We start from the raw sequence: 24,603 nt of genomic DNA, 5'->3' as shown, positions 1-24,603 counted from the left end.
GCGTGGCCGACACAGCTCAAATTCCATTCCGCGAAGTGCCTTACCTTCCGCTCAGGCTGAAGGTGGACCGCCGGGATGACGGGACGATCTATCTCGAAAATGGCAACCCGCTGAAGGCCTGCCCGCCGCACATGCTGGCGCCCTTGGTGAAGTGGGCGACCCAGAGACCTGATACTGTCTGGCTGGCCGAACGGCCGAAAGATGGCAGCGACGGCTGGCGGGAAGTGACCTATGCGCAGGGCCTCGCCACGGTGAAACGCCTGGCCCAAGGCTTCCTCGATGCAGGCGGCGGCCCGGATGCGCCGCTGATGATCCTGTCCGCCAATGCGGTGGACAATGCGCTGATCAAATACGCTGCGATGTGGGCCGGTTGTCCGGTCGTGCCGGTGACGCCGGCCTATGCCCTTTTGTCGGAAGACCTTGGGCGCCTCAAATATATCGACGATCTGATCGGACCGAAATTCATCTATGTTGAAGACGGCGCCGCCTATCAGCGCGGACTGGACGGCATGGGCATGGACGGACGGGTCGTGATCTTTGGCGGCGATGCGCCGGACCGGTGCGAAGCGGTCCGGTTCGAACAGTTCGGCCGCGCGCCGGGGCCGGAGGTGGACGCGGCCTATGACAGGCTGACTCCGGATACGGTCGCTAGCTACATGATGACATCGGGGTCAACAGGAGAGCCGAAAGCGGTCATCAATCTGCATTCCATGGTCGCCTGTAATGCCCGTATGATCCGGTCTGTCTGGGACGAAGCACGCCTTGATGAGATCACCGGTGGCCCACAGGTGATGTGCAATTTCCTGCCATGGAGCCATACCTACGGCGCCCATTCCATCCTGCACAACATGCTCGACTGGGGTGGAACGTTCTACATCGACGAGGGGGCGCCCACGCCTGCGCGCCTGCCGGCCATGATCCGTAACCTGAAGGATGTGCCGACCACGCAGCATACGACTGTTCCTGCAGCCTGGGCGGCGCTGGCGACGGAACTGGAACGGGACCAGGAACTCGCGGACGTCTTCTTTTCCCGCATCGTCTGCATGGCCTATGGCGGGGCGTCGATGGGTCAGGACATCTATGAACGCATCCAGGCCGTTGCGGTCCGCACCACCGGGGAACGGATCTCGCTGTCGGCTGGCTATGGCGCCACCGAAACGGCGCCGACGGCGTCCAATGTGCACTGGCCGAACGACCGGATGGGCCTGATCGGCCTGCCGCTGCCGGGCAACACGTTCAAGATGGTGCCCAATGGCGAGAAGATGGAACTGCGCGTCAAAGGCGTGAACATCACGCCCGGCTATTACCGCAATCCCGCAAAAACGGCCGAAGCCTTTGACGAGGAAGGCTATTACAAACTCGGCGACGCGGTGAAGTTCGTGGATCCGGACAATCCGGAGCGCGGCCTTGCTTTCGACGGGCGCACCGCCGAAGAGTTCAAGCTCTCCAACGGTACCTGGGTGTCGGCAGGCACGGTGCGCGTGCAGGCTGTTGCCGCCACGGGCGGGGCGTTGTCAGATGCGGTGGTCTGCGGCTTGAACCAGGCCGATATCACACTGCTCGGCTTCGTGAACGAGGCATGGTGCCAGCGGCTTGTCGGAGAGCCCCTGCCGCTGGAAGACCTCGTCCGGCATCCGAAAGTCGTCGAACAGGTCCGGATTGGCCTGCAGGATCACAACCGGCACCATCCGAACCCGGCGGCGCGCGTCGCCCGCGTCCTGCTTCAGCCCATCCCGCCGCGCCCCGATGCTGGCGAGATCACCGAAAAGGGCTACATCAACCAGTCCCGCACACAGGACCTGCGCCGCGCCGAGATCGACAAGCTCTACGGCACAACGCAAACACCGGATATCATTGACCTCAGGCGTTGATCCGTCGCAGCGACAGGCTAAACACGGGCAGCAGGAACAACAGGAAGGAAACACCATGGCCGATACACAGGTTCAAACAATGACCGGGGCCGAAGCGCTTGTTTCCACACTCGCCGATCATGGCGTGACGGCCTGTTTCGCCAATCCCGGCACCTCCGAGATGCACCTGGTGACCGCGCTCGACCACGAGCCGCGCATCAAATCTGTCCTGTGCCTGTTTGAAGGCGTCGCGACTGGCGCGGCCGACGGCCATGCCCGCGTCACCGGCGGTCCGGCCATGACGCTGCTGCATCTCGGTGCTGGCTACATGAATGGCGGGGCGAACATTCACAATGCCAAGCGCGCCTGGACGCCGATGATCAATGTGATCGGCGATCATGCCGTGCCGCACCTGCGCTATGATGCGCCGCTGACATCCAACATCATGGGCCTTGCCGGGCCGAACTCGAACTGGATCAAGTCTGCCGACAAAGTGGCGGATGCAGGCAATCTGGCGGCGGAAGCCTGGGAAGCCAGCTTCGGGCCAGTCCCCGGCCCGGTCAGTCTGCTGCTGCCGGCCGATACGGCCTGGACCGAAGGTGGCAAGCCAGGCAAGCGGCGCGCACGCCCAATGCTTCACAAACCGGACGCCGCCCGCATCGAAGATGCTGCCCGCAAGCTGAAAGATGCAAAGAAGCCGGTGATCCTGATCAATGGCACGGCGCTCACCAGCGAAGGGCTCGCCCAGGGTGCTCGCCTGAAGGCAGCGGGTCTGCGGGTTATGACCGATACCTTCTTCCAGCGGCAGGCGCGCGGCGCCGGCACATTCATCCCTGACCGGATGCAGTATTTCGCGGAAGCCGCCATTTCGGATCTGGAAGGCGCAGACCTGATGCTGATCGCTGGCACGCAGGCGCCGGTCGCGTTCTTCTCCTATCCGGGCAAGCCGTCCCTCCTCGTGCCTGAAGGTTGCGAGCCCTACATTATCGGCGGACCTGAAACCGACAGCGCGGCCATTCTTGGCGCATTGGCCGATGCGATCGGCGCGAAAGAGTCCAGCGAATTTGCCGAACTGGACATTCCGGGCCAACCCACGGGCGACCTGAACGCCATGACAGTCGGCATGGCGCTTGCCCGGCATATGCCGGAGGGCGCGTTCGTGTCTGACGATGGGGTGTCCAATGGCCTGCCATGCTTCCTGATGACTCAGAAGACCCGGCCACATGACTGGATGATGCTGACCGGCGGCGCCATCGGGCAGGGCATGCCGCTCGCCCTCGGCGCCGCAGTTGCTGCGCCGGACCGGAAAGTGCTGTGCATTTCAGGGGACGGCGCCGGCATGTACACAAACCAGGCGTTGTGGAGCATGGCGCGGGAGGAGGCGAATGTCGTCAACGTCGTTTTCGTGAACCATTCCTACCGTATCCTGAACATCGAACTGGCCCGCACCGGCGCTGGCAACCCCGGCCCGACCGCGAAGTCGATGCTGGAACTTGGCGAGCCGGAAATCGATTGGGTGAAACTGGCTGAGGCACAGGGCGTCGAAGCACAGGATGCCTTCACGGCGGAAGAGTTCGACGCGGCGCTGGAGCGTGCCTTCGCTGCCGACGGCCCGCAATTGATCGCCGCACACGTCCCGGCGCGGTAAAGCGGTTTATTCCTTCCCGCGTTCCAGGTCTTCCTGGATCTTGATCTCTTCCGGCTTGCCCGAGAGGCGCGAACGGTAGACCTGCGTGTTCTCCAGAATGCGCTGGACGTAATTGCGCGTCTCGCTGAACGGAATGAACTCCACCCAGTCGATCGGGTCGACCTGACCGGTGCGTGGGTCGCCATAGTCCGAGATCCATCTCGATGGGCGGGTCGGGCCGGCATTGTAGGCCGCTGCTGTCATGATGTAGCTGCCGTTGAAGCGGTTCAGCAGGTAGTCGAGATGCTGGCCGCCCAGGGTCATGTTGTAACCCGGATCATCTGTCAGCCATGATTTGCGGTAGGGCAAGCCGCTCATCCGTGCCTCGCGCGACGCGGTGGAGGGCATGAACTGCATCAGGCCCCGCGCCCCGACATAAGAAATCGCGTTCGGGTTCATCTCGCTCTCTTGCCGCGACAGCGCCAGCATCAGCGAGCGCTCCACCTGCGGCTCTTTCAGAAGCGGATAGGAGACGACCGGATAGGCCGCATCCGTCGCGACGATCCCCTTGGCGAGACCGGCTTTGGCGCCGCGTACGCCGATGTCCGGCACATGGTATTCACTGGCGAGGTTCGAGAGCTGGATATAGTCCGCCTCGGTCTCCAGCAGGTCATCCAGATGATAGGCGAAGGTGCGGAACAATTGTGTTTCGCCCGTTTCACCCAGCAGTCGTAGCGCCTTGACCATCGGGCGGGCCTCGAACGCCGCGACTTCAGCCTCGGTCGGCTTGGCGGCAGGTTCGAAGAAGATCTGCCGGTCGCCCACGCGTTCGGCGGCGAGCTGGCCATAATAGGTGAATTTGTGGCTTGCGGCGTCGAGATAGGCCAGTTGGGCGCGGGCTGTTTCGCCCAGCGCATCTTCGGCGCGGCCGGTCCAGTACTGGCCACGTGACAGGCTGATCGGTGTCGAGACGCCATCGGCCATGGTTTCGAAATGCTGCAACGCCCGTTCCGGTTCGCCTTTCAGCCGCAGCGCAATCCAGCCCGACACCCATTCCGCCTCCGCAAAGTCCCCGCCGGATGTCATGCCGTGTGGCGATGCCAGCTGGTAGGCGCGGCTCCAGTTTCCGTCTTTCAGGTCGGTGCGCATCGCAATCGAGCGCTCTTTCCAGAGTTTTGAACGGCCGGCGGCGGGCACGTCCTTGCCGTCGATCTGCGTGAGCAGCGGGATAGCGCCCTCCTGGTTGCCATGCGTACGGCGCCAGCGGGCCCGGTCATACAGCAAGCCGGGATTGTCCTTCAGGCTGTCAGGTACGGCACGCACCAGGGCATCGACATTGCGTCCGCGGCTGGCCAGGGCAATGCGGGCATCGACCAGTTTGCGATAGTCAGAGGACAAGAGGGATTTCAGGCGCGAGGCCGCCGTGCGCTGGTTGGTCCAGAGCAGGAATTCGACGCGCGCCTGGTGGTCGGCCTGGGTCAGCTGTCCGCCGAACCGGGCCAGCACCTGACGCTCCAGCGCCCGGTCCATGGAATTGTTGTGCCAGGCATCGCGGACGGCCTCGACAGCGTCATCCATCATGCCCACTTCGCGCAGCGCATTGGCCAGCGCCACCTTGCCCTCGCCCGTGCGCGGGCCGGATTTCCTGAGCCACGCGATCCGCTCGTTCGCAGACAGGGTGGACAGTTCGATGATTTCCTCAGCCCGGGCCCGCATGTTTCCGGCTTTCGGCCAGTCGTGCAGGCGCGTCAGTGCGTCATTGACCTCATCGAAGCCCATGCCGGGGACGCCTTCGCTGGCGCGTTTCCACATGATCAGGTCGCGCACGGCGGGATCGGTGGCTTGCCCCTGAAGGCGTGCAACTTCGCTCCATTTGTACTGCCCGGCAGCTTCCAGTGCCTTGTGGAGGATCTCCGAGTTCCTGGAATCCGTCGCCGTGGAGACGTAAGGCCGGTCGGGTTTCAGGCTGGGCGACTCCGGCAAACCGGCAGCGGCTGCACCGGAAACGGCAACGGCGGCAAACAGGGAAAGCGCGAACGGTCGGATCATGTGAGTTGTCACCGGGTGTTTATTTCTGAGCCAAAGCGTGGGAAGGCAGAGGCGATTCATATATGGATCATTCCAAACAACACCTGAATCGCGGCAAGAATACGATGTTTCATGGCTCAATCCCAGCGCTGGTCACTCCATTCAAGAACGGGGCCGTGGACAAAAAGGCGTTCGCCGAACTGGTGGAGCGCCAGATTGCCAGCGGATCGGCGGGGCTGGTGCCTGTCGGCACGACCGGGGAAACCTCGACCCTCAGCACGGACGAGCACAAGGCTGTTGTCTCGCTTTGTGTAGAGGTTGCTGCAGGACGGGTGCCCGTCATCGCCGGGGCCGGCTCGAACTCCACCGATGAAGCCATCGACTTTGTCGGCCATGCCAAGGCCGCAGGGGCCGATGCCGCGTTGGTCGTCTGCCCGTACTATAACAACCCCAATCAGGACGGACTGTACGCCCACTTCAAGGCGATCAACGACGCCGTTGCCATGCCTGTGGTGCTCTATAACGTGCCAGGCCGGACTATAGTGGACTTGCAGCCGGCCACGGTTGCCAAACTGGCGCGTCTTCCGAACATTGTCGGCATCAAGGACGCAACCGGCGATATGGCGCGCGTTTCCCAGCACGCGGCGCTGATCGGCGAAGGGGAACAGTTCGTACAGTTGTCCGGCGATGACCCGTCGGCGCTCGGCCATCTGGCCATGGGCGGGGCGGGGTGCATCTCGGTCACCGCGAATGTCATGCCGGAGGCGTGCGCAGCCATGCACAAGGCTTTCCAGGCCGGGGACTTCGAAACCGCCCAGACCATTGAGCGCCGCCTGATCGCCCTGCACAAATCCATGTTCTGCTCGCCCTCGCCGGGACCCGCCAAATACGTGCTGCACCGCCTCGGCCTGTGTGAACCGGACGTCCGCCTGCCGTTGACCCCACCAGATCCGGCGGCCCATGAGCAGATCGACGCTGCCATGGCACTTGCCGGGCTTCATGCCTAAATAGGGCCCATGGCAAAGAGTAATCAAACCAAGGGCCGCTCGGACGGGCTGATCGCGGAGAACCGCCGGTCACGCCGCGACTATGAAGTGGAAGACACGCTCGAAGCCGGCATTGTGCTCGTCGGTTCCGAGGTGAAGGCCCTGCGCGAAGGCAAGGCCAATATCGCAGAGGCCTATGTTAGCCCCGAGGAGGGCGAGCTGTGGCTGGTCAATTGCGAGATCCAGACCTATGCCGGCGCCAACCGGTTCAACCATGAACCCCGCCGCAAGCGGAAGCTGCTCGTCTCGCGCCGGGAACTGGCGAAACTCTCGCAGGAAGTCGAAAGGGCCGGGCGCACAATCGTCCCGCTGAAATTCTATTTCAACGACCGCGGCATCGCGAAGCTCCTGATCGGCACGGCCACCGGCCGCAAGAATTACGACAAACGCAACGTCGAAGCCAAACGCGACTGGGCCCGGCAGAAGGCGCGGATCCTGAAAGAGGGGTGACGGCCTAGCCGATCGCTTCCCGCGCCATCGCGAACACGTCTTCGAACATTTCCGCCGTCAGGCGGCCGGTGTTCGTGTTGTAGCGGGAGCAGTGATAGCTGGAGACCAGCAGGTAATCGCGCCCGCCAAAGCTCACCTCATATCTTGTTCCGTGCCCGAACGGATGATCCTTCAGTTTCAGGCCGAGCGCGCGCACGGTCGAGTCATGCGAAATCTTGCCGAGGCAGAGCATGACTTTCAGCTTCGGCAGCGCCTCGATCCGGGACAGCAGGAAGGGCCGGCAGGCATTAATCTCCGCGCCGACGGGTTTGTTCTCCGGCGGCACGCAGCGGACCGCGTTGGTAATCATCGCGCCGGTGAGGGCGAGGCCGTCGCCCGGGTCGGCGGCATAGGTGCCTTTGGAAAATCCGAACTTGTCGATGGTGGCGTAGAGCAGGTCGCCCGCCCAGTCGCCGGTGAAGGGCCGCCCCGTCCGGTTGGCCCCGGTCACCCCTGGTGCGAGGCCGATGACCAGCAGCTCGGCCGCCTCATCGCCAAAACTTGGCACCGCGCCGTTGAACCAGTCCGGCTCCTTCACGGCGACGGCCTCGCGATATTCCACAAGGCGCGGACACAGCGCGCAATCCTTCGGCGCTTCGGGCGGGTAAGTTGGGGTTTTCATCCGGACTATCTGGCCTGATTCGCGCACCCGCCCACTTGCCCCGACTCACGGGCGCCGCCACAACATGGGCCATGTCTGCCGCTCCCACTCTCGACGATGCCCGTGACCTGCTGAAGCGGGTTTATGGCTATGAGGCGTTTCGGGGCTTGCAGGAGGATGTGATTGCCGATGCGCTGGCCGGGCGGGACGCGCTGGCCGTGCTGCCGACCGGCGGTGGCAAGTCGCTCTGTTACCAGATCCCGGCACTGTTGCGCCCGGGCGTCGGCCTCGTCGTGTCGCCGCTGATCGCGCTTATGGCCGATCAGGTGGATGCGCTGAAGCAGGCCGGTGTGCGGGCCGAACGACTCGACAGTTCCATGGATTTCAGCGCGCGCGCGGATGCGCTGGACGCCGCCCAGCGCGGCGAGATGGACCTGCTTTACGTCTCGCCGGAAGCGCTCGGCACGGGCCTCGCGGACCGGTTGGCGAAGATGGATATCTCCCTCATCGCAGTGGACGAGACGCACTGCGTCAGCCAGTGGGGCCATGACTTCCGGCCGGATTATCGCGCGCTTGGCCGTTTGAAGGATCTCTTTCCTGGCGTACCCCGCCTTGCCGTCACCGCGACGGCCGATGCCCGCACGCGGGATGACATTCTCGCCCAGCTGAACCTGACGCAGCCGTCCGTGCACGTCGCCAGCTTCGACCGGCCGAACCTGGCCCTCGCCGCGGAGCCGAAAGAGGGCAATCGCACGCAGCGCGTCGTCTCTCTTGCGAAGGCGCGGCCTGGGCTCTCCGGTATCGTCTATTGCGCCACGCGCAACGCCACCGAAGACCTGGCCGAGGCGCTGGAAAAGGCGGGTGTGCCTGCGCTTGCCTATCATGCCGGGCTCGACGCGGGCCTCCGGGCCGAGCGCCAGCGGCGGTTCCTGCTGGAAGACGGCCTCACCATGTGCGCCACGGTCGCCTTCGGCATGGGCGTCGACAAGCCGGATGTGCGTTTCGTCATCCATGCCGATCCGCCGAAGACGATGGAAGCCTATTGGCAGGAAGTCGGCCGGGCAGGGCGCGATGGCGAGCCTGCCGAGGGTATCGCCCTGTACGGCCCGGCGGACATGCGCCGCTCGCTCAGCTGGACCTATGAGAGCGATGCGCCGGACGAGGTGAAGCGCGTCCAGATTACCAAGACCCGCCAGCTGTTCGCCTTTTTCGATGGCGATGAATGCCGCCGCCTCGCCGTGCGCCGTTACTTTGGCGAAGAGACCTCCGAGACCTGCGGTGTCTGCGACATTTGCCGGGGCGAAGGCGGGGAGAGCCATGACGCGACTCGCTGGGCCCAGATGGCGGTCTCCGCCGTGCTGCGCTGCGGCCAGCGCGTGGGGCGCGGGCGCCTGATCCAGCACTTGCTCGGGCAGGCGAAAGACGCCCTCGACGAGGAGCTTTCCACCCAGTCCACCTTTGGTATTGGCGCGGAGTTGCCCAAACAGGGCTGGAACCGCATTTTCGATGCGCTGCTCTATGACGGTATGCTGGCCGAGGGCGGCGATGCGATGCGCCCGATCGTCATGGTGCCGGATGGCGATGCGGCGCGGGCGCTGTTCAAGGGCGAGCGGACGCTGTTTCTGCGGGCTGATCCTGCAGCTGCCCGCCGCCGCAAGACGGGCCGGGTGGCCCGTGCCGGGGTGCAGGACGACCTGTCAGAGCGCGATCAGACCCTGTTCGATGCCCTGCGCCTCTGGCGGACCGAAACCGCCAAGGCCCGCGGCGTGCCGCCTTACGTGATCTTCCACGACCGCACCCTCGCCGAAATCGCCCGCGAACGCCCCGCAGACGCCACCGCCCTGCGCGACATCAGCGGCGTCGGCGAGAAAAAAGCCCAGCGCTACGCCGAAGATGTCGCCCGGATCGTGGCCGAGGCGGCATAATCCCCCTGTGGAACAGCGCATCCCCACCCTTGACCCGGGCGCCGGGGCACCGCACCTATGACTCCATAAGAATCCCCGCGAACCGGAGACATCATGGACTATTCTTCCCGCGAGCCGCGCCTCGACGACGAGAATGAAGAGAAAAAGGCTTCCGAGCCGAATGCCTTCCTTGAGGAAGCGCTGTTCAAGGCCCGCACGATCCTGCTGACCGGCGGAATCGACTTCCTGCAGGCCCGCCGCGTGTGCGAGCGCCTGCTGGCGCTGTCGTCCGAGAATGACAAGCCGATCCTGCTGGTCCTGTCCTCGCCGGGCGGCCACGTCGAATCCGGCGACATGATCCACGACATGATCAAATTCGTGCCGGCGCCGGTGAAAATCCTCGGCACGGGCTGGTGCGCCTCGGCTGGCGCGCTGATCTATGCCGCTGCGGCCAAGGAAAACCGCTACGCCCTGCCGAACACCCGCTTCCTGCTTCATGAACCGCGTGGCGGCGTTGGCGGCCAGGCGACGGATGTGGAAATCCAGGCCCGCGAAATCATCAAGATGCGCGAGCGCCTGAACAAGATCTTCGCAGCCGCCACCGGCAAATCGCTGGAGCAGATCAAGGAAGACACAGACCGTGACTTCTGGATGGGCGCGGAAGAAGCCGTCAAATACGGCCTCGTCCACAAGATCGTCAGCCATCACAGCGAGATCGACTGACCCGTCAGGGGAAGAACGGTTAACCTGCCGGTAACCAAAAGTTAGCGGCCTCTCAATCATTCCGGGCGATGATTTCTCTTCTGTTAGACTGAAGAGAGACCGCCCGGATGCTCGCGCGTGTCGAAGACATTTCTTTGCCAATCCCGCCCGTTGCGGCGGATACCAATTGCGCGGCTGCGCTCAGCCTTTTCCTGTCCGATACATCCCTATTTGCGCTGCCGCTGCGGGAAGAAGACGGCGCGCTGACGCTGGTCACCCGCGCGGCTGTCACCGAAGCCATGGCAGGCCCTGAGGGGCGATCGGTCTGGGCCTCCCAGCCCGTCTCGATGCTGGCGTCCGAATCTCCGCAGATTGTTGAGGCAACGGCGCCCGCCGGCCTCGCTGCCGGGATTGCCGCCACCAAGAACCCGGACGCCCTCGGCGAGGGTTTGATCGTCGTCCAGGACGGTGCCTATCGCGGACTGGTCAACCCCGCTGCGCTGACGGCGACGATCGCCAGGGAAAATGCCGCGCGCGCCCGCACGCTGGGCCAGGCTGCCCGTCGCATGGAAGCGGCCAAGGCGAAACTCAATTCCGCCGCGCGCGAAAAAGCCGATTTCCTGGCGTTCCTCGGTCATGAGATTCGCACGCCGCTGACCGGTATCCTCGGCGTTGCCGACCTGTTGCAGGACAGTGTCTCCGGCGGAGAGCCGAAGCGGCTGGCCCGCACCATTTCCGAAAGCGGCCACCATCTTGAGCGCCTGTTGAACGACCTGCTGGACCTGTCGCGTCTCGAAGCCGGCAAAATGCCATTGCATGCGGCGCCTTTCGATCTGGATGAGTTCGCCGCCGAGGCCCGGGATGTCTGGCAACCGCGTTCGGACGGCAAGCGGGTTGCCTTGCGCATTCATGTCGAGGATGGCACGCCGCGGATCGAGGCAGATGCCCTTCGCTTGCGCCAGATCCTGTTCAACCTGCTCAGCAATGCGCTGAAGTTCACTGAACACGGTCATGTCGATGTGTCGCTGGCCACCTGGCGCGATGAGTCGTCCCTTCGTTTGCGGATGAGCGTGTCCGACACGGGGTGCGGCATCACTGAAGAAGACAAGGCGCGCCTGTTTGAAGCGTTCGAACAGGCCAGTGCCACGACAGCCCATGTGCATGGCGGATCGGGGCTTGGCCTTGCGATTGCCAAATCATTGGCCAGGGCGATGGGTGGAGAAATATCTCTGGCCGACAATCCTGACGGAGGCAGCATCTTCACGGTCGACCTGCCGGTCCAGAAGGCCGGTCCGCGTCTGGTCGCCAGCCCGGCACCGGAGAAAACCCTCCGGCCCCAGATGGGCAAGTTTGAATTGGGCCGCATCCTCGTCATCGAAGACCATGCCGCCAGTGCACTGGTGATCACCGAAGCACTCCGCGCGGCTGGCTGGGAAGTGGACCATGCCGCGAACGCTGCGGCGGCGCGCGAATATATATTCGACGTTGGCTATCAGGCGATCCTGACCGATATTCACTTGCCGGATGAAAGCGGGGACATGATCCTGAGTACCCTGCGCACCACGCCGGGGCCGAATTCCGAAATTCCCGTGCTCGCCGTGACGGCGGACCTGACCGATACCCGCCGGACGGCCTGCAAGGCGGCAGGGTTTGTTGCCATGATCGAAAAGCCAATCCGTCCCCGTACGATGGTCGCGACACTGGCCGACATCCTGATGATGGGCGACAGCCCGGATGCCTGGGCGAGAGTCGGGTAGCCTCGCAGGGCCGAGGGAGGAGCGCCTCGCCTGACCAACAGATTACAGACAGGAGTGAGGGCCATGAGCCGGGAAGTCCGAAATGTGCTGGCCCGGCTGCGTTGGCCTGAAGAATATATCAGAACCCTGCGGGACATTTTCGCGCCTGCGGAAATCCATCTTGCGGACAAGGACGATACTGAACGGGTCCGTGAATTGCTTGGTTTCTGCGATGTGGCCGTCATTGATGGCGTCCTGGATGACAGCTTTCTGTCGGCGCCCAATCTGAAGTGGGCCCATTGCGACCAGTCCGGTATCGATGCCTATGCCCCCCGTCGCCTTGCCGACAGCGATCTCATCGTGACGTCTTCCAAGGGGCGTTCCGGTCCGGTGCTGGCAGAGCACGCGGTCTTTTTCATGCTGGCCTTCTGCTATGATGTGAAACGCCTGTTGCGCGCCCAATCGAGACGCGTCTGGGCAGATCACAATCAGGACGGGTTGCGGGGCTTGTACGGGCGCAAGGTGTGCATCGTCGGATATGGTGCAACCGGCAGCCATCTTGCCCGGCAGTGCCGCGCCTTCGGGATGGAGATCACGGCCTATCGCCGCCGGAACATTCCGGCAGATGTCGAAGGTGTCACGATGTTCTCGCTTGAAGCGGGGGACCGGCTGGAAGAGGCCGTACGCGGCGCCGATTTCACGGTCATGTGCGCGGCGCTCAATGATGACAGCTGCCACATGCTGGGTACTGACGAAATTGCGGCGATGAAGCCGGGCGGTGTTCTGGTGAACATGGCGCGGGCGCAGCTGGTCGATGATGTAGCCATGCAGGCTGCACTGCGGTCAGGCCAGTTGGGCGGGGCGGGGCTGGATGTCACAGATCCTGTCGAGCCGTTGCCGCCGTGGCATCGCCTTTGGGGGCAGCCGAACCTCTTGCTCACACCCCATGTTACGCCGCAAATGCCAGATCGCACGGCACGCACGCTCGACATCCTGCGGGAAAACGCCGGTCGCTATCGGCGCGGAGAGCCGCTGAAATTCGCGTTCGGGGTCGAGGATGTGTTCTCGCGCGGTCAGCGCCCCGAATATTTCAGGGGCTATCATCGCATCATGGCGACCTGGAAATGGATCGGCGAACGTCTCGCCTAATCCGCAACGGCGCTGGAGACCGGCGCCGGGGACATGTCCGGCTTCAGGAACCGGATTGAGGTGAACAGCGCGATGGTTTCGCAAAGCAGGGTCGTGAACGTGACGGTGATCCGCCAGCCCGCCACTTTCTGCAGCCCCTTGAACGGGAAGGCGTGGCGGCGGTGATCGCGCAGGAAGCCGCGTTGGCGCGAAAATTCCGGCACAAGGTTCCATTTCTTGTAGAAGTATCGTTCCGCCTTCATGCAGCGAGCCGAATTCCAGCGCAGGCAGAAATACGGGATTTCGCGCCAGGTCAGTTTCTTGCCAACGGCATAGGCGACAACTGAAGTCGGCTCGTACCAGATCGTCCAGTCTTTTTCCTTCGCTTTGAAGGCCATGTCGATTTCGTCGGTGAAGCCGACCAGTTTCGGATCGAACGGGCCAATGTCTTCCAGCATCTCGCGCCTGGCCAGAACGACGTGGAATTCCGTGCTGTCCGATTCTTTCCGGACGAGTTCGTCCTTCTTTTCGAGATAGGATTCATGTTCGAAGCCGTGCCGGCGATACATGTCACGGCCCTGTTCCGTCTCGGTGAATTTCAGGATGCCACCGGCGTGATGGATCTTGAGGTTCGGCATTCGGGATGCCGGTCCGACCAGGATGGTCGGCGTCACAAGCCCGGCGCCGGTTTCTTCGGCACAATTGACCAGCGCTGAAAGCCAGCCTTCAGAGAAGACCACATCATTGTCGATGAATACGACATAGGGTGTGTCCACAAGCGGAAGCGCAATATTGCGGGCATCGTTGGGCGTCACGTATCCTGGGCGGCGGATAAATGTATGGCCGTGGCTTTCCACATTGGCTTTCAGTTCGTCCGAGATTGCCTTTGGGGAGCCGCCATCAACATAGATCATGCGGAACGGCAGATCGGCGGTATCGAAAACGGCGTTCAGGGACATCGTCGCCTGCTCGAAACGCTCGCGAGGCGACACGATGATGGTGACAAGCGTTTGGTCATTCGGGGCCGCGTTAAGCATATTCTGTGTCCGTCTCACTGATGCTGGTCCATGAACCGGAATTCTTTGCGAATTCTGTGCCGGTCGGCCGTATCTTCGTGACGGCATCTTTCTTGCTCAGTCGAACAGGAGCTCATTTACTGGAAGGGACCCGTCTTGACGAAGTCCAACTCTACGCCCGCGCCCAGCGTGTCCGTCATTCTTCCGACGTTCAATCGTGCACACCTGATCGCCGCCAGCATCATGTCTCTGTTTGAGCAGACGTATCCGATTTCGGAAATTCTCGTCGTTGACGATGGGTCGACCGACAATACCGAGGCGGTCGTGGCCGGGTTTGCTGATCGGGTCCGGTATGTTCGTCAGGAAAACGGAGGAAAGAACGCTGCCATCAATACCGGCCTGAAGGGTGTCGAAGGGGATCTCGTCTGGATCATGGATGACGACGACCTGGCGCCGCGGGACGCTCTGGAACGGCTGGTGGCCCCCTTCATTGCCGATCCGTCGACCGCCATCACTTACGGCGCATTGCAGAAGTTCCGGGAAGACGACGTCACCGGTGAAATATACTACGAAATGACCCACCCCTATCCGCCGGAAGATGGCAGGTCGTTTTTCGTCCGGGTCATGGAAGATTGTTACATTACGGGGCAACCCTGCCTTCTGGTGCGCCGGTCCTGCTATGACGAAATCTTTCCGCTTCCTGAGAAAAACGTGATCTCAGAGGATTACGCGGTTCTGCTGCTTCTCGCCCGCCGGTGGTCCGCCACGCGCGTGGACGGTGTGACCCTGTTGCAGCGCCAGCATGACGGGCCACGTGGGCCGGCCGAAATCCGCTACGCCGCTGAATCCCGGAATGCCCGATGGAGCCAGGCGGACACGGAACTCCTGCGCAACCTGTTACCGCGTGTTTCCCTGGACGAATTGGCCGGGCGGCCGGGCGCAGAATTGCGGGATCCGAGGGAGCGGCGTCAGGCCCTGTTCCAGAAAGCCACGATTGCCGCCCGCAAGAAGCTCTGGCCAATGGCGCTTGAGGCCGTGCGCGAAGGCGTGAAAGAAGCGCCGAAGGCGCCGCTCAGCGATAGGGACCAGTTGATCCTGGGCCGGATGCTGGGCTGCCGGTACGGTCTCGACGAGCTTCTGGAAGCGCCTGAAATCCTGGACGATCTGCGCGACGCGTTCTCGGGCCTTGCAGAACAGCACAAAGCTGTCGGCGATATCGCAGCCTTGCTGCCTTATTTGGCAAAAGTTGCCTTGTCTGAAGGGGATATCCGCAAGGCCATGGGCTTCCTGCGCCTGTATTTCCGGTTTGCGGGCTTCGTACGGGGCAGCCAGCTCGTCATCTGGAAAGCATGGCGAAAATTATCCGGACAGGAACAAACCACCCCGGAGGAAAAGTCATATACCGGCGGGAGGATAGGCGAGGCGCACTGAACGGCCTCCGTATCAGAGAGACCACTGCCTGCGGCTCATCGCCTCCCGGGTGGACCTTGCATGGTGACACCCGATAGTCTCGGAAAATTGCCCATGCCCGAGATTGCCACCTCTTCTGCCCGCACCGCGCTCGTCCGCGGACTGGCCCTGAAATGCCCCGCCTGCGGGCAGGGCGCGCTTTACAGGGCATACCTGAAGCCGGTGGACACATGTGCATGCTGTGGCGCGCCGTTGGGGCAGGTTCCTTCCGAAGACGGGCCTGCATGGCTCACCGTGCTGATGCTGGCGCCACTTCTGGTGGCCATCACGTTTTTTGTGTCCATGTCGGATCTGCCGTTCTGGATCACCCTGCCGGGCGCCGCACTCGCCGTCACGGGCGCCGTCATGCTGGCCCTGCCGCGCGTCAAAGCCGGCTGGATCGCCGTGCTGTGGTCCATGGGGAAAGTTGGCGAGAGCCAGGAATAGTGACCGGGAGAATGGGCATTCGACGAATTAATCCGGGCATTTCAGATGCCGAGCCCAATCGGGCTCAAGATATTTGGACCGACTGGACGCGAGTATGACGATAAATCTGGTTCTTGGAGGCGCCCGGTCAGGCAAGAGTGCGCGGGCGCAGCGGCTGGCGGAAACGTACCAGGACCGGCGCGTCTATATCGCGACAGCCGAACCGCTTGATGCGGAAATGCGCGACAGGATTGCCCGCCATCAGGCGGATCGGGGGCAGGGCTGGCAAACGGTCGAGGCACCGCTCGATCTTGTCGGGGCTATGGAGACTCTATCCGGAGAGGACAAGGTCATTCTTGTCGATTGCCTCACACTGTGGCTGTCCAACCTGATGCATCACGAACGCGATGTGGAGACGGAAACCGCCAGGCTTTGCGAGTGCCTTCAGCGGCTGGATCAGGACGTCATACTTGTCTCGAATGAAGTTGGATTAGGGCTGGTGCCCGAAACACCCCTCGGCCGTCGGTTCCGTGATGCGCAGGGACGACTGAACCAGCGAATGGCTGAAGCGAGTGATATTGTCGAGTTTGTTGCGGCGGGCCTTCCCATCCGGCTCAAGGGGTAAGGGCGTCTGCAAGACGCTGTTCGCTTTCCGGATCTGCTGGCAGACCGATGCGAAGCATGTGATCTGACCACTCAAACCGGCGAACGTAGATGCCCTTTTGTGCCAGCCGCCGCCAAAGCGACGCAGCATCTTGGGTTTGCACAATTCGGAAAAGATCGCACCCTCCGACGACGCGAAGGCCCGCAGCTCTCAGTGTATCATCCAGATGTGCGCGTGCCTCCTTGAGCCTGTCGCGCGTTTTTTCCTGCCAGGACCGATCACGATAGGCGCGTGCCCCGATCGCCAGCGCAGGCCCGGATACGGGCCACACACCGAGCTGTTCCGACAGCGATGTGAGGATCGGAGGCGGCGCGATCAAGGCGCCGAGGCGGACACCCGCAAGGCCGAAGAACTTCCCGAAGGAGCGTAGAATGATCAGATTACTCCGGCCGCCATGAGCCGCGACACTCAGTTCCGGATAAAGATCTGCATACGCCTCATCGACAATCAGCCAACCGCCGCGAGCGGCGAGTTTCTCCGCCGCCGTCATCAGCCTGTCCGGATCAAAACGCCTGCCGTCGGGATTGTTTGGATTGCACAGGACGACGGCGTCCGCCGTGCCTGCCATGTCCAGAGGCGCGTCCGTTTCAACAATTTCACAGCCGGCGGACTTCCACGCGCGGGCATGATCGCCATAGGTCGGTGACAGGATCGCCACGCGCTCAGGCGAGATGACGCCCGGCAACAAACGGATGAGCAACTCGCTTCCTGGAGACAGCAGCAAGCTTTCGAGGGGCGCGCCGAAGGCCTGGGACATCGCCGTTCGGCATCGCTCGTATGCGGCCTGCGTCGGCAAGTGATGATACGCCGCTTCCGGAATTGCGCCTACTGGGTACGGCCAGGGATTGATCCCGGTCGAAAGGTCGATCCAAGGGGTCGGTGCATCCGGAAACGCTTCACGCATCCGGTCCAGCGCGCCACCATGAAGGAGATCGAGAGTCATGTTGCCACCTGCAGCAGAACTACGACGAACAATAGTAGGCCGCATATCGCCATCGCTTTGAGGTATAGGCTCAGCGCCCGGCGAATGTCCTGTGCAGAAGGGTCGGATGCTCCGGAATTGAGCCAGGGGTCGTCTGTTTGCTGCTTGCCATAGACCCGCGGACCGGAGAGACGTATGCCAAGCGCTGCGGCCATCGCGGCCTCCGGCCAGCCGGCATTGGGCGAACGGTGTCGGCCCGCATCCCGTACCATTATGCCAAAAGCGGAAAGGCGTGTTGAGGCGCACGCGAAGACGAGGCCGGTGAGGCGGGCCGGGATCAAGTTCGCAACGTCGTCCAGCCGGGCTGCAAATCCGCCGAACGCGGCATAGCTTGTATTCCGATGGCCGATCATGGAATCCAGCGTGTTGATGGCCTTGTAGGCAACAAGGCCGGGCAGGCCGAGAAGCGTGCCCCAGAAGAGTGGTGCGATGACGCCGTCGGACGTGTTCTCAGCAAGGCTCTCGATTGAAGCACGCGCTATCCCGGCTTCGTCCAGTTGTGCCGGGTCCCTTCCGACAATCAGGGAGACAGACTGCCGGGCGGCATCAATGTCTCCATACGCAAGCGGACGTGCCACGTCAGCGACATGTTTGTAGAGGCTGCGCGAGGCAAGCAGTATGGAAGCAATAAAGGCTTCGAGAAGGAAACCTCCGGGCGTGTCCGGAAGTCTTTCAGCGAGAAGCCATGCCGATGCGGTTGCGAGTGAAACGGCGAACAGGCTGGCGACCATTCCCGCGATGTAGCGAGTGGTATGCGGCCACCCATCCTGATTGAAGGCCTTCACTAACCACCGGACGAGAATGCCAAACCAGACCACCGGGTGCCGAATTAGTCTGAAAAGCCAGTTTGGCCAGCCGAATGCAATTTCAATTGCCCAAGCCGCCAGCATCAGTGCGGCAGGGCTCATCTGTGCGCGGGCTGCCAGCCGGGCGGCTGTGCACCCTCCAACAGCGCGTCGATGTTTACCTTCGCTTCAACGCCGTCCGCCAGTCTGTCGAGGGCCCGCTCGACAGTGTTGCTGTAAATGGAATGAGTGTCGGCTGTCCCGCCGGCTCGGGTGAGCCAGGCGCTTCTGAAAGCATCATTAGCGAAGGCGCCATGCAGGTAGGTTCCTTCGATCCGGCCGTTGGCGCTTCGGGCGCCGTCAGGCTCATTGGCGAAGTTGAACATGGGGCGGGCCGTATCCTCGCCGGTCGTCCGCCCGGTATGAATTTCGTATCCCAACACGGTCATGGTGCTTATCGCGCAGTCGCCGGATACGGGCGCGACTTTCTTGTCCGCCTGCATGAGTGTTTCGACGTTGAGCAGGCCCAGGCCCTGCGCCTCTCCGGGGACACCATCTACTCCCACTGGATCGACGACGCGGCTGCCAAGCATCTGATAGCCCCCGCAAATGCCAAGTACACGCCCACCTGATCGCGCATGCGCAATGATGTCATGATCCCAACCCTGCTGGCGGAGAAAGGCGAGATCGCCAAGGGTGGACTTGGTGCCGAACAGAATGATGACATCCGTATCGCGGGGAATATGCTGGCCCGGTGAAATCCAGCGGAAGTCCACACCGGGCTCGTGTTTCAACGGATCGGCATCGTCAAAATTTGCCATGCGTGACAGCATCGGCGCCGAAATCTTCAGTGCACCGCCGGTTGAGCGGTCCGGTCTCGACAGGACAACGGCATCTTCGGCGGGCAGCTCAGTGCTCACCGGCAGCCACGGGATGACGCCATGGCAAGGCCATCCCGTGCGCTGTTCAATCGCCCTGACGCCATCCTCGAACAGCGCCGGATCGCCCCGGAACTTGTTGATAAGAAAGCCGGTGATCATGGCCTGATCCTCTGGATCGAGCACGGACTGCGTGCCGACGAGGCTGGCGATCACGCCGCCCCGGTCGATATCGCCGATCAGGCAGACGGGGACACCCGCCCGGCGGGCAAATCCCATATTGGCGATATCCCGGTCGCGGAGATTTATTTCCGAGGGACTGCCGGCGCCTTCCACGATGACGAGGTCGTGGGAAGCTGTCAGGCGGCTGAAGCTCTCGATTACCTTGTCCATGAGCTCGCCGCGATGCGCCATGTAGTGGGCAGCGTCCATGGCCGTGACCGCCTTTCCCTGTACGACCAGTTGCGCACGCCGGTCGGTTTCGGGCTTGAGAAGGACGGGATTAAAATCCGTGTGTGGTTCCAGCCCGCAGGCCAGGGCCTGAAGCGCCTGTGCGCGGCCGATTTCTCCGCCGTCAGGACAGGCGGCGGCATTGTTCGACATATTCTGGGGCTTGAAGGGGGCGACACTCAGGCCGCGTCGCTTGGCGATCCGGCAGAGCGCGGCCGTAAGTACGGACTTTCCGACGTCGGACCCCGTTCCCTGCAGCATCAGAGCTTTTGCCGTCATAGAGTGCCTTCGATTTCTATCGTTCGGCCATCCACGCGCGCGCGTACTCCGTAGATGTCTGCAAGGCGTTCCGGCGTGAGCGTTTGCTCCGGTGGACCATCCGCCACAATCCGCGACTGTTTCATCCAGACGATGCGCGTCGCATAGCGCGCAGCCAATGTGATGTCGTGCAACACAACGAGCGCGCCGCCGCCCCCTTCGACGAACTGGCGGACAATATCCATGGTACTGAACTGATGGCGCGGGTCGAGCGCGGCGACGGGTTCATCCGCGACGAGCAATGGGGCCTCGGCGGCAAAGGCGCGGGCGCAGTGGACCCGGGCCAGCTCTCCGCCCGATAGCGTATCGGTGTTCCGGTTGCCCAGGTCAGTCAGGCCGCAGCGCTCGATGGCTGTGTCGACGGCTTCTGCGTCTTTCAGGCTGAGCTTGCCGGGGGCCGCACCATAGGCAAATCGTCCGAGGGCAACGACATCACGAACTGTATTCGGCCAGGCCAATGGGCGCTGCTGCGGGAGATAGGCCACGCGCCGGGCCCGTTGCATGGGGGAGAGTTTTTCACTGTCCATCCCATCAAGCGTAGCCAGGCCAGCGGATCGCTTCTCCAGGCCCAGCGCCGCCCGCAACAGGCTGGTCTTGCCTGCGCCGTTCGGACCGAGCAATGCAACCAGTTCACCCGGCACCAGCCGCAAATTCGCGTCGCGAACAAGCAAGGCGGCGTCGGCGGTTACGCAGAGATCTTGTGTAAGGAGTTCAGCCATTGAGCGCACGCCTCTGAATCGCGATCCAGACGAAGGCCGGCGCACCGATCAGTGCTGCAACAACGCCGAGTTTGAGTTCGTTCGATGTTGGCAGGATGCGGACACCAATGTCTGCGATCACCAGGATCAGCCCGGCAAGCAGGGCGGACGGTATAAGAGAGCGGGCCGGGTCGTGCCTGACGAACGGCCGGATAATGTGCGGCGCGACGATGCCGACGAAGCCGATGGCGCCTGCGAGGGCGACTGATCCGCCTGTTGCCAGACCTGCACCGAGCACGGTGAGAATACGCTGGCTTTGCAGATTGAGCCCGACGCCGCTCGCCGCCTCCTCGCCCAGTGTCAGGGCCGAGAGGCCCCGCCGGGACGACAGCAGAATTGCGGCGCCGATAATAAGGAAAGGCGCTGCCAGCCCCACTTCCTCAAAACTGCGATTGGCAACCGAGCCGAGCATCCAGTTGATCATGTCAGACAGGGAGAACGGGTTGGGTGCAAGATTCATCAGCAGGCTCATGGCTGCGCCGGAAAAACTCGACAAACCCACACCGATCAGGATCAGTGTGACGACGGACCGGGTGCGGATGGCGGCGAGTGCAATGAGCGCCGTCGCGGCGAGAGCCCCGGCAATCGCCGAGATGGGCAGTACCCAGGGGGAAATCGCAGCCAGCCCATAATAGAGCGAAAACGTTGCGAACAGAGATGCCGATGCCGACACCCCAAGCACACCCGGCTCCGCAAGCGGGTTCCTGAGCAGACCCTGCAAGGCGGCTCCACTGATACCCAGCGCGGCGCCGCTGACGAATGCCGCGACCGCGCGGGGCAGGCGGATCTGCCAGATGACGAGACGGTCACCGGCATCGGCGCCTCCGAAGAATGCTGCAAGGACGCGGTCGGCCGGCAAGGGGGTCGATCCGAGCAGGCAGGCGACAAAGATCGCCAGCACCGAAGCGGCAATCAGGCCTGGTACCAATAGACGGCCGCTCATGAGTCACCGCCTTCCGCCAGCGCTTCGATAGCGTCGATGATGAACCAGCCGCCGCAGGCTGTCCACGCGCCCTCGAGGGGGACAACTGTCTGGTCCTGCATCTGGCGTTTCGCAACAGGATGATTCATGGGACTCCAGGAATCGGGATGGTTGGTTTTCTGCTTAAAAAATGCCGCTGCGACGACATCCGGCTGCTCATAGGCGAAGCGTTCCAGTGGTATGGATCGCCAGCCCGGTGTGTCCTCGAAGTTTTCGAAACCCGCGGCGATGAGCATTTCATGGACCATGGAGCCAGGGCCCGTGGTGGCACCGGCGGGCGTCATGTAGAGCGCGGTCTTGCCGTCCGCCCGCTTGTGGACCCTGGCAAGACGCTCCCGGAATTCCGATATCAGCTGGCGGCCCTTTTCGCTTTGCCCAAGGCCATCGGCCATTTGTTGGATAAGGCTTGGAATTGAACCGACCTCTTCACCGTCGACATTGGACGTCCAGCCGACCGTGAGCACGGGGATGCCGGCACGCTTGAAAAATGCTTCGGCGTTCGGTCCGCCGCCATAGGCGCGTACGACTAGGTCTGGTTTCAGGATGAGCACATCTTCCGCAACAGGACGAACCGTCGGCACGCCAACCGCTTCGTCCCGCATATAGGAAAAATCCTTCACGGCATCGGGAGAGATGGCAAGGATCTGATCACGATCGGCAAATTTCAGGACATATTGGTCAGCGCAGTAGTCGAGACTGACGATCCGCATCGGGCGGGCGGTCTCTGACTTGTGCGGCATGGGAGGATTGCCGCAGCCAGAAAGCCCGATGACAAGGAGGAAACAGAAGATCGTCAGTCTCGACATGGCCGTTCCTAGTAGCGCAGCCTGATTCCGACGGAGCCTGACAGACCCGGCGTGCCATAGCCGAGAATCTGTTGGTACTCTTCATCGAACAGGTTTTCGATACGGCCGTAGAGTTCGACGCTGTCGGTCAGGTCGTAACTGCCCGTCAGGTCGACACGCGTCCAGCTGTCCAGCGTCGTGCCGTCTGTATTGGCTTCGTCTCCATTGAATCGAACGAGGACGGCGCCCGAGAACGGCCCTTCTGGATCATATGACATGGTCACATCGCCAGAGTTTTCCGGCAGACGGGCCAGCTCGTTGCCGTCACCGTCTTCTGCGTCGATATAGGCATAGTTCGCTGCGACGCCGAGCCAGTCTGTGAGCTGGTAGGAGCCGTAGAGTTCAACACCCTGCGATTTCACTTTCGCGATATTGTCGTAGCCGGCCGTATAGGAGAAATCGATCATGTTCTCCGTGTCCTGGTCGAAATAGGTGATCCCTGCTTTCGCCCGGCCGTCCTCGGAGGTCCAGTCTGCACCGATATCGAAAGCTTCTGAGCTTTCCGGCTTAAGATCCGCGTTCGGTTCAGTCAGACCACAGAATGTGCAGATGTAAGTCGACTGGAAGATGCTCGGGGCCTTGAAGCCTTGTCCCCAGCTGGCCCGCACGACGAGTTGTTCGACCGGATTGTAGGCGGCCGCCACACGACCGGTCGTTTCCGAGCCGAATGTGTCGTGATCATCAACACGGATGCCGCCCGTCAGAGTCAGTTTTTCGACAGGCTTGAACTCATAGAGACCGAACAGACCGTCTATGGACGATTCTGCATCATTCGCGGTTGTTTCTTCCCGCTCTGCGCCGAAGGCCAGCTTGTTCATATCGTTGACGGTGAACGTACCCTGATAACGATAGATCTGGCGGTCACCTTCGGCGAAATAGCTTTGAGTCCCATTCGTGAAGTTCTCGCGGGTGATGTCGGAATAGCCGACCATCAGGAGATTCTCGAAGCGATCATCGAATAGTGGCACCTTCAGCGAGACGTTACCCGAGAGGGTCTCATTCTGGGTACGTTCGTCACCGTCAGCTACGCTGCCCTGTGCACCGCCGGAATAGCTATCATATTCAGACTCGGCGTCGTTCCAAAGCAGGGTGGCTTCCAATCGTGCCTCGGCCGGCAGATTCAGCCCGCCTTTGGCGGAGAGTGTCGTTGAATCATACCCGTCCTCCTCGCCATTCCCGTTGGCTTCATCGGCCTTGGAGATACCATCCGTGGAGATGCCGCTGGCTGACAGGCGGAAATCGCCGGTCTCGTTCGCATTGCCGATGGAGGCGCCGCCGCGCAGGGTGTTGAAGGAGCCATATTCTGCATATGCACTGCCTCCAAGCTTGTCTTCAGGTTGCTTTGTGGTGATGGAGACCACACCGCCGATGGCATCTGAGCCCCAGAGAGTCGATTGCGGACCTTTGAGCACCTCGATCCGCTCGATGTCGGATGTGTCGAGATAAGCGAAGTTGAAGCTGCCGTCCGTGGTCGATGGATCTCCAACTGGTACGCCGTCGATCAGGACCAGGGTCTGGCCGGATGAGGCGCCGCGAATCCGCACGCTCGCTGCGCCGCCATAACTGCCATTCTGGTTGATGGTAACGCCGGGCGCGGAGGCAACTGCATCCAGGGCAAAATCGAAGTCGAGCTTTTTGAGATCTTCCGCTGTGATGATGCTGACACTGGAACCGATTTCGGTTTGGGTCTGATCGAGGCGTGAACCTTCAACGGTAATCGCTTCGAGTCTGCTTTCTTCAATATTTGAGTTCTGCGCGATGCCTGGCATGGCGAAGCAGAGTGTAACTGCGCCGAGCAGAGTCGTTTTATACGACATGGGTATTCCCCTCAGGAGCACCCCGCCGCCCGAAAGACAGGTGCCAATAACGACAAATGCTGGCCACACGGTACGAACCATGCGGGCGGCCAGGCCGATTTTCGAATGTCGTTACAAAAGGA

The 24,603-nt window shown here is 62.2% G+C and carries 21 protein-coding genes; 11 read left to right on the top strand and 10 right to left on the bottom strand.

What is annotated here, in order from left to right; genetic code table 11:
- Window positions 1-2 precede the first annotated feature (2 nt).
- Window positions 3-1,871 (top strand): feruloyl-CoA synthase, encoded by a 1,869-nt coding sequence (locus tag HAD_RS15975; protein ID WP_035573434.1) that lies wholly within the window; start codon window positions 3-5, stop codon window positions 1,869-1,871.
- Between the two features lie 79 nt (window positions 1,872-1,950).
- Window positions 1,951-3,498 carry an acetolactate synthase large subunit gene (locus tag HAD_RS15970; RefSeq protein ID WP_035573766.1) on the top strand — a complete coding sequence of 516 codons (1,548 nt, stop codon included), beginning with the start codon at window positions 1,951-1,953 and terminating at the stop codon, window positions 3,496-3,498.
- Window positions 3,499-3,504: 6 nt separating this feature from the next.
- On the opposite strand, the gene HAD_RS15965 is transcribed toward HAD_RS15970, so the two are convergent.
- Window positions 3,505-5,526, bottom strand: coding sequence for a lytic transglycosylase domain-containing protein (locus tag HAD_RS15965; RefSeq protein ID WP_035573432.1), 2,022 nt, complete (start codon window positions 5,524-5,526; stop codon window positions 3,505-3,507).
- Between the two features lie 104 nt (window positions 5,527-5,630).
- Between HAD_RS15965 and dapA the strand changes: the two genes are divergently transcribed.
- Both dapA and smpB read left to right on the top strand, forming a co-directional pair.
- On the top strand, window positions 5,631-6,512 hold the full coding sequence (gene dapA / locus HAD_RS15960; RefSeq protein WP_035573765.1) for a 4-hydroxy-tetrahydrodipicolinate synthase: 882 nt from the start codon (window positions 5,631-5,633) through the stop codon (window positions 6,510-6,512).
- A gap of 9 nt (window positions 6,513-6,521) precedes the next feature.
- Window positions 6,522-7,001, top strand: coding sequence for an SsrA-binding protein SmpB (gene smpB, locus HAD_RS15955; RefSeq protein WP_035573431.1), 480 nt, complete (start codon window positions 6,522-6,524; stop codon window positions 6,999-7,001).
- Window positions 7,002-7,005: 4 nt separating this feature from the next.
- Here the strand turns inward: smpB and HAD_RS15950 are convergent, their stop codons facing one another.
- Complete coding sequence (locus HAD_RS15950; RefSeq protein ID WP_035573430.1) at window positions 7,006-7,662, bottom strand: uracil-DNA glycosylase; 657 nt, start codon at window positions 7,660-7,662, stop codon at window positions 7,006-7,008.
- A 71-nt stretch (window positions 7,663-7,733) separates the two neighbouring features.
- Here HAD_RS15950 and recQ point away from each other — a divergent pair, with 71 nt between their 5' ends.
- The 4 genes from recQ to HAD_RS15930 all read left to right on the top strand — a co-directional run bounded on the left by recQ (window position 7,734) and on the right by HAD_RS15930 (window position 13,132).
- Entirely contained in the window at window positions 7,734-9,566 is a 1,833-nt protein-coding gene (gene recQ / locus HAD_RS15945) for a DNA helicase RecQ (protein ID WP_035573428.1), read from the top strand.
- Window positions 9,567-9,659: 93 nt separating this feature from the next.
- Window positions 9,660-10,268 carry an ATP-dependent Clp protease proteolytic subunit gene (locus tag HAD_RS15940; protein WP_035573426.1) on the top strand — a complete coding sequence of 203 codons (609 nt, stop codon included), beginning with the start codon at window positions 9,660-9,662 and terminating at the stop codon, window positions 10,266-10,268.
- Window positions 10,269-10,375: 107 nt separating this feature from the next.
- Complete coding sequence (locus HAD_RS15935) at window positions 10,376-12,004, top strand: ATP-binding protein (protein ID WP_051596386.1); 1,629 nt, start codon at window positions 10,376-10,378, stop codon at window positions 12,002-12,004.
- Window positions 12,005-12,067: 63 nt separating this feature from the next.
- Window positions 12,068-13,132 carry a D-2-hydroxyacid dehydrogenase gene (locus tag HAD_RS15930; protein WP_051596385.1) on the top strand — a complete coding sequence of 355 codons (1,065 nt, stop codon included), beginning with the start codon at window positions 12,068-12,070 and terminating at the stop codon, window positions 13,130-13,132.
- Here HAD_RS15930 and HAD_RS15925 read toward each other — a convergent pair.
- Window positions 13,129-14,148, bottom strand: coding sequence for a glycosyltransferase family 2 protein (locus HAD_RS15925; protein ID WP_051596384.1), 1,020 nt, complete (start codon window positions 14,146-14,148; stop codon window positions 13,129-13,131). The two genes, HAD_RS15930 and HAD_RS15925, sit on opposite strands and share 4 nt — an antisense overlap.
- A gap of 135 nt (window positions 14,149-14,283) precedes the next feature.
- On the opposite strand from HAD_RS15925, the gene HAD_RS18215 reads away from it, so the two are divergent.
- The 3 genes from HAD_RS18215 (at window position 14,284) to cobU (ending at window position 16,627) form a co-directional block, all read left to right on the top strand.
- The gene (locus HAD_RS18215; RefSeq protein WP_051596383.1) at window positions 14,284-15,558 is read left to right on the top strand and encodes a glycosyltransferase family 2 protein; all 1,275 of its coding nucleotides are present in this window, start codon (window positions 14,284-14,286) and stop codon (window positions 15,556-15,558) included.
- Between the two features lie 93 nt (window positions 15,559-15,651).
- Window positions 15,652-16,023, top strand: a complete 372-nt coding sequence (locus tag HAD_RS15915) for a DUF983 domain-containing protein (RefSeq protein ID WP_035573425.1) — start codon at window positions 15,652-15,654, stop codon at window positions 16,021-16,023.
- A 94-nt stretch (window positions 16,024-16,117) separates the two neighbouring features.
- A complete protein-coding gene (cobU, locus tag HAD_RS15910; protein WP_035573423.1) occupies window positions 16,118-16,627 on the top strand; it encodes a bifunctional adenosylcobinamide kinase/adenosylcobinamide-phosphate guanylyltransferase in 510 nt (169 codons plus the stop codon).
- On the opposite strand, the gene cobD is transcribed toward cobU, so the two are convergent.
- Genes cobD through HAD_RS15875 form a run of 7 tightly spaced genes read right to left on the bottom strand, consistent with a single transcriptional unit; the run spans window position 16,617 to window position 24,481 of the window.
- Complete coding sequence (gene cobD / locus HAD_RS15905) at window positions 16,617-17,609, bottom strand: threonine-phosphate decarboxylase CobD (protein WP_051596382.1); 993 nt, start codon at window positions 17,607-17,609, stop codon at window positions 16,617-16,619. The two genes, cobU and cobD, sit on opposite strands and share 11 nt — an antisense overlap.
- A complete protein-coding gene (gene cbiB / locus HAD_RS15900; protein WP_035573422.1) occupies window positions 17,606-18,556 on the bottom strand; it encodes an adenosylcobinamide-phosphate synthase CbiB in 951 nt (316 codons plus the stop codon). The genes cobD and cbiB overlap by 4 nt, the downstream gene beginning before the upstream one ends.
- A complete protein-coding gene (locus HAD_RS15895) occupies window positions 18,553-20,040 on the bottom strand; it encodes a cobyric acid synthase (protein WP_035573421.1) in 1,488 nt (495 codons plus the stop codon). The genes cbiB and HAD_RS15895 overlap by 4 nt, the downstream gene beginning before the upstream one ends.
- A complete protein-coding gene (locus HAD_RS15890) occupies window positions 20,037-20,798 on the bottom strand; it encodes an ABC transporter ATP-binding protein (protein ID WP_035573420.1) in 762 nt (253 codons plus the stop codon). Before HAD_RS15890 ends, HAD_RS15895 begins: the two co-directional genes overlap by 4 nt.
- Window positions 20,791-21,780, bottom strand: coding sequence for a FecCD family ABC transporter permease (locus HAD_RS15885; protein WP_035573419.1), 990 nt, complete (start codon window positions 21,778-21,780; stop codon window positions 20,791-20,793). Before HAD_RS15885 ends, HAD_RS15890 begins: the two co-directional genes overlap by 8 nt.
- Window positions 21,777-22,625 carry an ABC transporter substrate-binding protein gene (locus HAD_RS15880; RefSeq protein ID WP_035573417.1) on the bottom strand — a complete coding sequence of 283 codons (849 nt, stop codon included), beginning with the start codon at window positions 22,623-22,625 and terminating at the stop codon, window positions 21,777-21,779. Before HAD_RS15880 ends, HAD_RS15885 begins: the two co-directional genes overlap by 4 nt.
- Before the next feature lie 8 nt (window positions 22,626-22,633).
- Complete coding sequence (locus HAD_RS15875) at window positions 22,634-24,481, bottom strand: TonB-dependent receptor plug domain-containing protein (RefSeq protein WP_035573416.1); 1,848 nt, start codon at window positions 24,479-24,481, stop codon at window positions 22,634-22,636.
- Window positions 24,482-24,603 lie beyond the last annotated feature (122 nt).

This window comes from Hyphomonas adhaerens MHS-3 (assembly GCF_000685235.1).
GTDB lineage: Bacteria > Pseudomonadota > Alphaproteobacteria > Caulobacterales > Hyphomonadaceae > Hyphomonas > Hyphomonas adhaerens.
Note: the sequence above shows the minus strand (reverse complement) of the source record. Positions and strands in the feature narration are given on the sequence as shown.

What these genes read in the sequence shown, in the direction of transcription:
- HAD_RS15970 (WP_035573766.1), top strand. Translation starts at nt 1,951, where the DNA reads ATGACCGGGGCCGAAGCGCTTGTTTCCACACTCGCCGATCATGGCGTG.
- HAD_RS15965 (WP_035573432.1), bottom strand. Translation starts at nt 5,526, where the DNA reads ATGATCCGACCGTTCGCGCTTTCCCTGTTTGCCGCCGTTGCCGTTTCC.
- dapA (WP_035573765.1), top strand. Translation starts at nt 5,631, where the DNA reads ATGTTTCATGGCTCAATCCCAGCGCTGGTCACTCCATTCAAGAACGGG.
- smpB (WP_035573431.1), top strand. Translation starts at nt 6,522, where the DNA reads ATGGCAAAGAGTAATCAAACCAAGGGCCGCTCGGACGGGCTGATCGCG.
- HAD_RS15950 (WP_035573430.1), bottom strand. Translation starts at nt 7,662, where the DNA reads ATGAAAACCCCAACTTACCCGCCCGAAGCGCCGAAGGATTGCGCGCTG.
- recQ (WP_035573428.1), top strand. Translation starts at nt 7,734, where the DNA reads ATGTCTGCCGCTCCCACTCTCGACGATGCCCGTGACCTGCTGAAGCGG.
- HAD_RS15940 (WP_035573426.1), top strand. Translation starts at nt 9,660, where the DNA reads ATGGACTATTCTTCCCGCGAGCCGCGCCTCGACGACGAGAATGAAGAG.
- HAD_RS15935 (WP_051596386.1), top strand. Translation starts at nt 10,376, where the DNA reads ATGCTCGCGCGTGTCGAAGACATTTCTTTGCCAATCCCGCCCGTTGCG.
- HAD_RS15930 (WP_051596385.1), top strand. Translation starts at nt 12,068, where the DNA reads ATGAGCCGGGAAGTCCGAAATGTGCTGGCCCGGCTGCGTTGGCCTGAA.
- HAD_RS15925 (WP_051596384.1), bottom strand. Translation starts at nt 14,148, where the DNA reads ATGCTTAACGCGGCCCCGAATGACCAAACGCTTGTCACCATCATCGTG.
- HAD_RS15915 (WP_035573425.1), top strand. Translation starts at nt 15,652, where the DNA reads ATGCCCGAGATTGCCACCTCTTCTGCCCGCACCGCGCTCGTCCGCGGA.
- cobU (WP_035573423.1), top strand. Translation starts at nt 16,118, where the DNA reads ATGACGATAAATCTGGTTCTTGGAGGCGCCCGGTCAGGCAAGAGTGCG.
- cobD (WP_051596382.1), bottom strand. Translation starts at nt 17,609, where the DNA reads ATGACTCTCGATCTCCTTCATGGTGGCGCGCTGGACCGGATGCGTGAA.
- cbiB (WP_035573422.1), bottom strand. Translation starts at nt 18,556, where the DNA reads ATGAGCCCTGCCGCACTGATGCTGGCGGCTTGGGCAATTGAAATTGCA.
- HAD_RS15895 (WP_035573421.1), bottom strand. Translation starts at nt 20,040, where the DNA reads ATGACGGCAAAAGCTCTGATGCTGCAGGGAACGGGGTCCGACGTCGGA.
- HAD_RS15890 (WP_035573420.1), bottom strand. Translation starts at nt 20,798, where the DNA reads ATGGCTGAACTCCTTACACAAGATCTCTGCGTAACCGCCGACGCCGCC.
- HAD_RS15885 (WP_035573419.1), bottom strand. Translation starts at nt 21,780, where the DNA reads ATGAGCGGCCGTCTATTGGTACCAGGCCTGATTGCCGCTTCGGTGCTG.
- HAD_RS15880 (WP_035573417.1), bottom strand. Translation starts at nt 22,625, where the DNA reads ATGTCGAGACTGACGATCTTCTGTTTCCTCCTTGTCATCGGGCTTTCT.
- HAD_RS15875 (WP_035573416.1), bottom strand. Translation starts at nt 24,481, where the DNA reads ATGTCGTATAAAACGACTCTGCTCGGCGCAGTTACACTCTGCTTCGCC.